Raw genomic sequence first — 9,370 nt, forward strand, 5'->3', positions numbered from 1 at the left:
CTGCCCGGCGTCACGAAGTCGAGCTGGTGAGCCGGATGCCGAAGCCGACCCGGGACCGCCCGGGCAAGCGCAAGGTGAACCTGTTGCACGCCAACCGGATCACGCACGTCGACTGGAAGGACGTCGACCTGCTGCGGAAGTTCGTCTCCGACCGCGGCAAGATCCGCGCCCGCCGGGTGACGGGTTTGACGCCGCAGCAACAGAAACAGGTCGCCACGGCGATCAAGAACGCGCGTGAGATGGCCCTGCTGCCCTACCCGGGCTCGGGCCGCGCGGGCGGATAATTCAGGTGCGGCCGCTGGGCGGGCGCGCGATCATGAGCGTACGATAGGGGGCGTCGCACGGCAGGATGTCCTGAAATCAGGAGGTCCCAGGTGCACGCCCAGCTCACGGTCACGCCCGCCCAGCTGCCCGAAGTCCTGCTGAACGCCGCCGTCGTCCGGCCGGTGTTCCTGTGGGGCGCGCCGGGCATCGGGAAGTCGTCCCTCGTAAGGGAATTCGCGGCGTCGCTCGGCCTCGACTGCGTTTCGCTGCTGGGCACCGCAGCCGCTTCTGCCCGCCGGAGCAGATCGCCCGTGACCAGCCGTACTGCCTGTTCCTCGGGCGGGCTGAACGCCGCCGCGCCCGACGTCCAGAAGGCGTTCTACTCGCTCATCCTCGACCGCCGCATCGGCTCGTACGAGCTGCCGCCGGGCTCGGTCGTGATCGGCGCCGGCAACCGCGCCACCGACCAGGCACTGGCCCGCCCGATGGCGTCCGCACTGGTCAACCGGCTCGTCCACGTGCACCTGCGTGCCTCGTCCGCCGACTGGCTGACCTGGCGATGAGCCACGACATCCACCCGTCGGTCGTCGAGTACCTGACCCAGCGCCCGGATCACCTGTGGAGCCCGCCGCCGAAGACCGAGGAGCCGTTCTCGACGCCGCGCTCCTGGCACATGCTGTCGGACCTGCTGCACTCGTACGGTGACGCCGCCGACGACGAGACGATCGCGCTGCTGGCCTACGCGACGCTCACCCCGCAGCACGCCGGCACGTTCCGCGCGTACCTCAAGGTGGCCCGGCACGCGTTCGACCTCGAAGCCATCGTCAAGGGTGACGCCCGCTGGCCCGCCGACGCCGGCGACCGGGACCTGCTGTACTTCCTCGCCGAGACGTTCCGCGCCCGGCTGGTCAAGGACCTGCCCGCGGACAAGCGGCACGCGTCGGCCGCCGTCCGCCAGTTCGCGTTCCGCGCGAAGAGCCTGCTCGTCGAGCTGGCCGAGATCTCCCTCGAGATGGCGCAGCTGGTCATCGCCGACGACGAGGCGGGTCACGCGCGGCTGCCGTCGTGGTTCCTGGTCGAGGCCGCCCGCGACCTGCCCCGGCTCGTGGACGCCCGCGCGTGAGCGGCGCGCAGGCCGAGGCCAAGCGCCGCGAACGCCGGGCCAAGGCGATCAACGACGGCTGGATGCTGGCCCGCGAGAACACCGTGCTCGACCACCTGATGCGCGGCGCGAGCCTCGACAAGGAGAGCCTGACCGGCGTCGGCAGCTGGGCCGTCGTCAACGACCACGGGGTGATCACCGCGAACCGCGCCCGCGACGCCGAACCGGCGGAGTGGGCGTGGGTCTTCGCGCACCTGCTGCTGCACCTCGGCCTCGGCCACCTCGACGAACAGAAGCTGAGCGACGCCGAGGGCGTCACCCCCGACCGGGAGATCGACGCGTCCTACGGCGCCGCCTGCTGCGTGGCCGTCCACCGCTTCGCCGAGGCGGTCCACGTCGGCGAGCCCACCGTGCTGCTGCCGGAGCTCCCGGGTGGCGACGAGTTCTCGTTGTCCCGCGCGTGGCGCGAAACCGGTGTGCCCGGCGCGTTCGCGGCACTGGGCACCGGTGGTGCACGGCCGTGTGTCCGGCTCGGGCCCCCGCGGAGCGCCTGGCACCTCAAGTACAGCGGGAAGCCCGAGCCGTGGACCGAGCGGTTCGCCCGCGGGCTGATCGCGTCGGCCACCGAAGCCATGGAACGCGCCGCGGACGCACGCGGCCGGACCCGCCACCGGCGGGCGGTGGGGGAGTGGGACCGCGCGCTCGGCTGGTTCGTCTCGTCGTTCCCGCTGCTCGGCGCGATGGCCGCGGGCTTCACCCTGGTCGCCGACGCCGAGGTCGTCCGGGCTTGGGACGTCGCCGTGGCCGCGGTCGACGCCGAGCACGGCGAGATCTACGTCAACCCGCACGCGGCGCTGACCGCGGAGGAGTGGCGGTTCGTGCTGGCGCACGAGATGCTGCACGCCGCGCTGCGCCACGACCGCCGCGCGCTCGGGCGCGAGCCGTACCTGTGGAACGTCGCCTGCGACTACGTGATCAACGGCTGGCTGGTCGCGATGGCCGTCGGCGAACTGCCCGAGGGCACGTTGCACGACCCGCAGCTGACCGGGATGTCGGCGGAGTCGGTGTACGACACGCTCACCACGGACCTCCGCCGGGCCCGCAAGCTGCTGACGTTGGGCGGCCGCGAAGCGGGGGACGTCCTGGGCGGCTGGCTGTCCGAGCCCGACGCCGCGCAGCGCCGCTCGTCGCGCCGCGGGGAGTCCCGGCCGATGCCGTGGGCGGACCGCGTGCACAGTGTCGACCTCGACGAGTTCTACCGTCGCGCGCTCACCCTGGGGCTGGAGTACCACCGCAACCAGGGCCGCGGGCGGCTGCCGGCCGGGCTGGAGCAGGAGATCCGGGCCCTGGAGCACCCGCCGCTGCCGTGGGACGCGCAGCTGGCCCGCTGGTTCGACGAGCACGTCCGCGTCGAGCTGCCGGTGCGCAGTTACGCCCGCGCGTCGCGCCGCCAGTCGTCGACGCCGGACATCCCGCGCCCCGGCAAAGTGCGTCCCGAGCAGCTGGACCAGCGCGCCACCTTCGGCGTCGTGCTCGACACGTCCGGCTCGATGAACGCCGAGCTGCTCGGCAAGGCGCTGGGTGCGATCGCGTCCTACGCGATGGCCCGCGACGTCCCGGCGGCGCGGGTGGTGTTCTGCGACGCCGTCGCCTACGACGCCGGGTACCTCGCCGTCGAGGACATCGCCGGCCGCGTGCAGGTGCGCGGGCGCGGCGGCACGATCCTGCAGCCGGGCGTCGACCTGCTGCAGCGTGCGCCCGACTTCCCGCCGGACGGGCCGATCCTGATCATCACCGACGCGCGGTGCGACCACGTCCGGCCGCGGCGCGAGCACGCGTACCTGGTGCCCCGCGGCGCGCGGCTGCCGTTCCCCGCGCGCGGGCCGGTGTTCCGGGTTTCGTGAGAGCCTCACCCCATGAGTGACGAGGAGTTCACGCCGGAGATGCTGGCGCTGTGGGCCAAGGTCTTCGGGTTCGCCCGCGAGGGCCTGACCGCGGAGCTGGCCGCTTACGTCGACGCGGGCATCCCGGCCAACCTCACCAACGACAGCGGAGACTCGCTGGTCATGCTGGCCGCCTACCACGGTCACGCGGCGACGGTGGCCGCGCTGATCGAGCGCGGCGCCGACCCGAACCGCGAGAACGACCGCGGCCAGAGCCCGCTGGCCGGTGCCGTCTTCAAGAACGAGCCGGACGTCGTGCGCGCCCTGCTCGACGGCGGCGCCGACCCGCGTGCCGGGCAGCCGTCGGCGATCGACACGGCGAAGATGTTCGGCAACACCGACCTGCTCGGCCTGCTCGAACGGTGACTCTTCGCACGCCCGGCTGGTGCGGCGGCGGCGCGTAAATAAACTCCCGCCCATGGACGACCCGCACTACCTCTCCGGCCTCCAGCTGACCGGCCGCCGCGTCGTGATGTTCGGCGGCGGCAGCGTGGCCCAGCGACGGCTGCCCCGGCTCATCCGCGCGGGCGCGCGCGTGGAACTGGTGTCGCCGCACACGACACCGTCGGTGCAGGGGATGGTGGACGCGGGCGAGCTGGTCTGGCACGAACGCCGCTACTCCGAAGGCGACCTGAAAGACGCCTGGTACGCGCTGGCCTGCACCGACGACGCCGAGGTCAACGCGGCGATCTGCGCCGAGGCCGAGCGCGAACGGGTGTTCTGCGTCCGCGCCGACGAGGGCGAGTCCGGCAGCGCCGTGACCCCGGCGTCCGGCCGTCACGGTGGCCTGCTGTTCGGCGTGCTCTCGGGCGGTGAGCCGCTGCGCTCGGCCGCCGTCCGCGACTCGATCCTGGACGGCCTCCACGCGGGCACGGTCGAAGACGGCCGCCACCCGCACCCGGACGGCACCCTGCCCGGTGTCGCGCTGGTCGGCGGCGGCCCGGGCGACCCGGAGCTGATCACGGTCCGCGGCCGCCGGCTGCTCTCGCGCGCGGACGTCGTGGTGGTCGACCGGCTGGCACCCCGCGAGCTGCTCGACGAACTCGCCCCCGAGGTGGAGGTCGTCGACGCGGCGAAGATCCCGTACGGCCGCGCGGCCAGCCAGGACGTCATCAACAGCACGCTGATCGAGCGGGCCAAGGAGGGCAAGTTCGTCGTCCGCCTCAAGGGCGGCGACCCGTACCTGTTCGGCCGCGGCTTCGAGGAGGTGCTGGCCTGCGCCGAGGCCGGCGTCCCGGTGACGATGGTCCCGGGCATCACCAGCGCGTTCGCGGTTCCCGCCGTGGCGGACGTCCCGGTGACGCACCGAGGTGTCGCCCACGAGGTCGTGGTGGTGTCGGGTCACGTCGCCCCGGGCGACGACCGGTCCCTGGTCGACTGGGAGCTGCTGGCCCGCATGCGCGGCACGATCGTCCTGATGATGGGCGTCGAACGGCTCCCGCAGTTCGCCAAGGCCCTGCTGGACGGCGGCCGCCCGGCCGGCACCCCGGTGGCGATCGTCGAGGACGGCACGATGCGCACCCAGCGATCCCTGCGGTCCACATTGGACACGGTGGTCACCGACGCGGCGGCCTCGGGAGTCCGCCCGCCCGCGGTGATCGTGATCGGCCCGGTGGCGGGCCTGGCACCACCCGCTCAGTCCTCGTAGCAGCTCGCGGCGAAGTCGCGGATCGCGTCGGACAGCCGGGTCGGGTCGAACCTCAGCTCGACCGGGCTGCGCGCCTGGACGAACTCGGCGTCCGGCATGTCGGCGGCCAGGGTGTCCGCGTCGCCGAACGGGTGGATCGGGTCGCCCTGGTGGCCGATCACCAGGGCGCGGGTCGTGATCTTGCGGCGGACCGACTTCGGTGGCGCGATCCGGCCGAACAGCACCCCGTGCAGCAGGGCGGCCATCGGGGCCGGGCGCTGCGAGAGCGTGTCCGTGATGACGTCGACCCACTGGTTGCCGTGCGGGACCAGCGACGCCCCTAGCGCCACCGCCTGCACCGTCACGGGCAGGAACCGGGCGGCCATCAACAGCGGGGCGAACGTGAACAGCCCCGCCACGATCGCGTTGTCCAGCACCGGCATCTCGACGATCAGCCCACGGGCCCGCTCGGGGGCGGACACCGCGACCTCCAGGGAGACGTTCGCGCCCAGCGACGTCCCGCCGATCACCGCGGAGGAGACCTCGAGGTGGTCCAGCAGCGCCAGGGTCTGCTCCGCGAACGACGGCATCGAGTACCGCCACGACTCGGTCGGGCGGTCGGAGTCGCCGTGACCGAGCAGGTCGAGCGTGACGACCCGGAACCCGGCGCGGGCCAGCCGCCGCGCGAGGGGCGCGTGCATCCGGCGGGTCAGCATGATGCCGTGGGTCAGCACGACGACCTTGTCGCCGCTGCCGAACTCGGTGTACCAGAGGCGGTGCCCCTCGTGGTCGAACGAGCCGGTCAGCTCGATCGGCCGGGAGGAGCGCCGCGCGGGCGGGGCCGGGGGTTCCGGCTCGATCAGGGTCGCGCTGCTGGCCGGGCTCATGTCCCACCGTCCTCCCCGCGTCGTGTCAGTTCCTCCAGGAAAGCATTCCCCGGTCACGTTGGCACAGTGACTCGCACGTCAATTGACAACGTGCCAATGGCGATCGGCCGCGGGCATGGGTCAAGATGACCTCATGACCGCTACTGCTGACAGTCTGCCCGACCTGGTCTCCCTCAAGGTCGACATCGAAGGCCACGTCGCCGAAGTGACGCTCCTCGGCCCTTCGAAGGGCAACGCGATGGGCCCGGACTTCTGGCGCGAGCTGCCGCTGGTGTTCGCCGCCCTCGACGCGGACCCGCAGGTCAGGGCCGTGGTGCTGACCGGCAGCGGGGCGCACTTCTCCTACGGCCTCGACCTGCCCGCGATGATGGGCGGCTGGGCGCCGCTGCTGGCCGGTGACGCGCTCGCCGGCCCGCGCAGCGAGTTCCACACCGAGGTCCGCCGGCTGCAGGCCGCGGTCAGCTCCATCGCCGAATGCCGCAAACCGGTCGTCGCGGCCGTCTCCGGGTGGTGCATCGGCGGCGGCGTCGACGTCGTCACGGCCGCCGACATCCGCCTGGCCAGCGCGGACGCCAAGTTCAGCGTCCGCGAAGTGCGCGTCGCCATCGTCGCCGACATCGGCAGCCTTCAGCGGCTCGCCCCGATCATCGGCGAGGGCCACGTCCGGGAGCTGGCGCTGACCGGCAAGGACATCGACGCCGCCCGCGCCGAGAAGATCGGCCTCGTCAACGACGTCTACCCCGACCAGGACGCGCTGCTGAAGGCCGCGCGGGAACTCGCCGCCGAGATCGCTGCGAACCCGCCGCTCGTGGTGCAGGGTACGAAGCAGGTACTGGCGGCGAACACCGAGCGCCAGGTCGCCGACGGCCTCCGGTACGTCGCGGCGTGGAACTCGGCGTTCCTGCCCAGCAAGGACCTCGGCGAGGCGGTGCAGGCCTTCATGGAGCGCCGGAAGCCGGAGTTCACGGGCGAGTAGAACAAGGAGGCAGCAGGGTGAGCAACGGCGCTTCGGAAGTCCACCACGCGTTCCGCGTGGCGCGGGACTACCTGCAGCAGCACCGCGAGGACTACGACACGGCGTACCGCGACTTCGCCTGGCCGGAGTTCGACCACTTCAACTGGGCGATCGACTGGTTCGACGTCGTCGCCCACGATCCGGACAACGCCGAGCGGCCGGCGTTGTGGATCGTGGAGGAGGACGGCACCGAGAACCGCTGGACCTACCCGGAGATGTCCAGCCGGTCCAACCAGGTGGCGAACTGGCTGCGCGGCCTCGGCGTGCGCCGCGGCGACCGGCTCATCCTCATGCTGGGCAACCAGGGTGAGCTGTGGGAGACGATCCTCGCCGCGATCAAGCTCGGCGCGGTGATCATCCCGGCGTCCACCCTGCTCGGCCCGGCCGACCTGACCGACCGCGTCGAGCGCGGCGCGGCCAAGCACGTCGTGATCCGCTCGGCGGACACCGAGAAGTTCGCCGATGTCGCCGGCGACTACACCCGGATCGCGGTGGGCGAGCCGGTCGAGGGCTGGCACTCGTACGCGACGGCGTTCGCCGAGTCGCCCGAGTTCGCCCCGGACGGCCCGACGAAGGCCGTCGACCCGCTCCTGCTGTACTTCACCTCCGGCACCACGGCGAAGCCGAAACTGGTGCAGCACACGCAGGTGTCGTACCCGGTGGGGCATCTGTCCACGATGTACTGGATCGGCCTCGAACCGGGCGACGTCCACCTCAACATCTCCTCGCCGGGCTGGGCGAAACACGCGTGGAGCAACGTCTTCGCGCCGTGGAACGCCGAGGCGACGGTGTTCCTCTACAACTACAACCGCTTCGACGCGAACGCCCTGATGGCCCAGATGGACCGGTGCGGCATCACCAGCTTCTGCGCCCCGCCGACGGTCTGGCGGATGCTCATCCAGGCCGACCTGACGGCGCTGAAGACACCGCCGAAGAAGGTCGTCGGCGCGGGCGAGCCGCTGAACCCCGAAGTGATCGACCAGGTCGAAAAGGCCTGGGGCATCACGATCCGCGACGGCTTCGGCCAGACCGAGAGCAGCGTCCAGATCGCGAACACGCCGGGCCAGGACGTCGTGCCGGGCTCGATGGGCCGGCCGCTGCCCGGGTTCGTCGTCGCGCTGGTCGACCCGGTCAGCGGCGAACGGGCGCCGGAAGGCGAGATCTGCCTCGACCTCGACCACCGCCCGGTGGGCCTGATGACGGGCTACGCCGGCGACGACGAGCGCACCTCGACGGCCTTCGCGAACGGCTTCTACCACACCGGCGACGTCGGTTCGATCGACGAACGGGGCTACATCACCTACGTCGGGCGCACCGACGACGTCTTCAAGGCGTCGGACTACCGGATCTCACCGTTCGAGCTGGAGAGCGTGCTCATCGAGCACGAAGCGGTCGCCGAGGCGGCGGTCGTCCCGGCCCCGGACCCGATCCGGCTCGCCGTGCCGAAGGCGTACGTCGTGCTGGCCGCCGGCCACGAGCCGACGGCGGACACGGCGAAGGCGATCCTCGCGTACTGCCGTGAGCACCTGGCGCCGTACAAGCGGATCCGCCGGCTCGAGTTCGCGGACCTGCCGAAGACGATCTCGGGCAAGATCCGCCGCGTCGAGCTGCGCGGCCGGGAGAGCGACCCGGCGCGCGGCGCGGGCACGGAGTTCCGCGAAGAGGATTTCCCGGACCTCAAGTCCTGACGGCCGGACGGCCGTCAGGCGCGGGTGCCCTCGACCTGGCGGCCGTCTTCGGTCGAGCAGACCGTCACCGGGTCGTTCGCGCCGCTGCCGCACGTCCACTCGTCGAGCACGACGGGGCCCGGGCCGTCGGCCGAGTTCGCCTCCGCCGGGGTCAGCTTCGCGAAGTAGTCCTTCAGCAGCGTCGTCGCCGCGGCGCAGTCGACCTTGCCGTGGGCCACGACCGCCGTCCTGGCGCCGCCCGACCCCGTGACGTCGCCGCACGGGACGCCGGGGGCCGTGCTCTCGGCCGCCGCGGCCGCGGCCGGCAGGGGCGACGTCGACGGCGCGGCGGGCGCCGCCTCCCCGCCGCCGCAGCCGGCCAGGGCGGCGGTCGCGGCGACGAGCAGCAGGGGGTACGCGAGTGTCTTCATGGGCCCTTCAGCAGGCGGTCGGGACGGGACGTCATTCGGACGGCACGACGGCGGCGAAGACCGTCTGCTCGCCCTTGGTGCAGGTGGTGCCGCCCTGCGCGGCGGGCGGGCCGGACGTGCAGAGCCAGCCGTCCACCGTCTCGTTCACCGCGTCGTTCGACCCGGCGCCCTGGCGCCCGGCGATCTTGCGGTGGAAGTCGGTGACCAGCTGGGTCGCCGCGACGCAGCTGACGCCGGCCGAGCCGCTGTCGAACACGTACAGCGTCAGCCCGCTGGCGGCGGTGATGGTGCCGCAGGCGCCGGGGACGGTCGGCGGCACGGCGGCTGGCTTCGACGCCGGGCCGGGCACGGACGAGCCGGTGGCGGGCGGCGGTGGCGGCGTCCCGGTCGTCGCGGACGACGGTGCCGCGGAGGTCGGGGACGGCGGGGGAGCG

The 9,370-nt window shown here is 72.6% G+C and carries 11 protein-coding genes; 8 read left to right on the forward strand and 3 right to left on the reverse strand.

Annotation, left to right across the window (positions count from 1 at the left end):
- The first annotated feature begins 26 nt into the window (after positions 1 to 26).
- The 6 genes from rpsR to cobA all read left to right on the forward strand — a co-directional run bounded on the left by rpsR (position 27) and on the right by cobA (position 4,957).
- A complete protein-coding gene (gene rpsR, locus ACGFMK_RS48230; RefSeq protein ID WP_392778610.1) occupies positions 27 to 284 on the forward strand; it encodes a 30S ribosomal protein S18 in 258 nt (85 codons plus the stop codon).
- A gap of 90 nt (positions 285 to 374) precedes the next feature.
- On the forward strand, positions 375 to 827 hold the full coding sequence (locus ACGFMK_RS48235) for a hypothetical protein (protein ID WP_392778582.1): 453 nt from the start codon (positions 375 to 377) through the stop codon (positions 825 to 827).
- The gene (locus tag ACGFMK_RS48240) at positions 824 to 1,387 is read left to right on the forward strand and encodes a hypothetical protein (protein ID WP_392778585.1); all 564 of its coding nucleotides are present in this window, start codon (positions 824 to 826) and stop codon (positions 1,385 to 1,387) included. Before ACGFMK_RS48235 ends, ACGFMK_RS48240 begins: the two co-directional genes overlap by 4 nt.
- On the forward strand, positions 1,384 to 3,270 hold the full coding sequence (locus tag ACGFMK_RS48245) for a hypothetical protein (RefSeq protein ID WP_392778588.1): 1,887 nt from the start codon (positions 1,384 to 1,386) through the stop codon (positions 3,268 to 3,270). The genes ACGFMK_RS48240 and ACGFMK_RS48245 overlap by 4 nt, the downstream gene beginning before the upstream one ends.
- 12 nt (positions 3,271 to 3,282) lie before the next feature.
- Positions 3,283 to 3,675, forward strand: coding sequence for an ankyrin repeat domain-containing protein (locus ACGFMK_RS48250; protein WP_392778591.1), 393 nt, complete (start codon positions 3,283 to 3,285; stop codon positions 3,673 to 3,675).
- A 52-nt stretch (positions 3,676 to 3,727) separates the two neighbouring features.
- Entirely contained in the window at positions 3,728 to 4,957 is a 1,230-nt protein-coding gene (gene cobA / locus ACGFMK_RS48255) for a uroporphyrinogen-III C-methyltransferase (RefSeq protein ID WP_392778595.1), read from the forward strand.
- Here cobA and ACGFMK_RS48260 read toward each other — a convergent pair.
- Positions 4,945 to 5,823, reverse strand: a complete 879-nt coding sequence (locus ACGFMK_RS48260) for an alpha/beta fold hydrolase (RefSeq protein WP_392778597.1) — start codon at positions 5,821 to 5,823, stop codon at positions 4,945 to 4,947. The genes cobA and ACGFMK_RS48260 overlap by 13 nt on opposite strands.
- 133 nt (positions 5,824 to 5,956) lie before the next feature.
- Between ACGFMK_RS48260 and ACGFMK_RS48265 the strand changes: the two genes are divergently transcribed.
- Entirely contained in the window at positions 5,957 to 6,799 is an 843-nt protein-coding gene (locus ACGFMK_RS48265) for a crotonase/enoyl-CoA hydratase family protein (protein WP_323328519.1), read from the forward strand.
- A 17-nt stretch (positions 6,800 to 6,816) separates the two neighbouring features.
- Positions 6,817 to 8,526, forward strand: coding sequence for an AMP-binding protein (locus ACGFMK_RS48270; protein WP_392778601.1), 1,710 nt, complete (start codon positions 6,817 to 6,819; stop codon positions 8,524 to 8,526).
- A 14-nt stretch (positions 8,527 to 8,540) separates the two neighbouring features.
- Here ACGFMK_RS48270 and ACGFMK_RS48275 read toward each other — a convergent pair whose 3' ends face one another.
- Positions 8,541 to 8,936, reverse strand: coding sequence for a hypothetical protein (locus tag ACGFMK_RS48275; protein ID WP_392778604.1), 396 nt, complete (start codon positions 8,934 to 8,936; stop codon positions 8,541 to 8,543).
- A gap of 31 nt (positions 8,937 to 8,967) precedes the next feature.
- Positions 8,968 to 9,370: hypothetical protein (locus ACGFMK_RS48280; RefSeq protein WP_392778607.1), on the reverse strand; the 403-nt coding region annotated here is incomplete at its 5' end.

Origin of the sequence: Amycolatopsis sp. NPDC049252 (assembly GCF_043197175.1) — a bacterium.
GTDB lineage: Bacteria > Actinomycetota > Actinomycetes > Mycobacteriales > Pseudonocardiaceae > Amycolatopsis.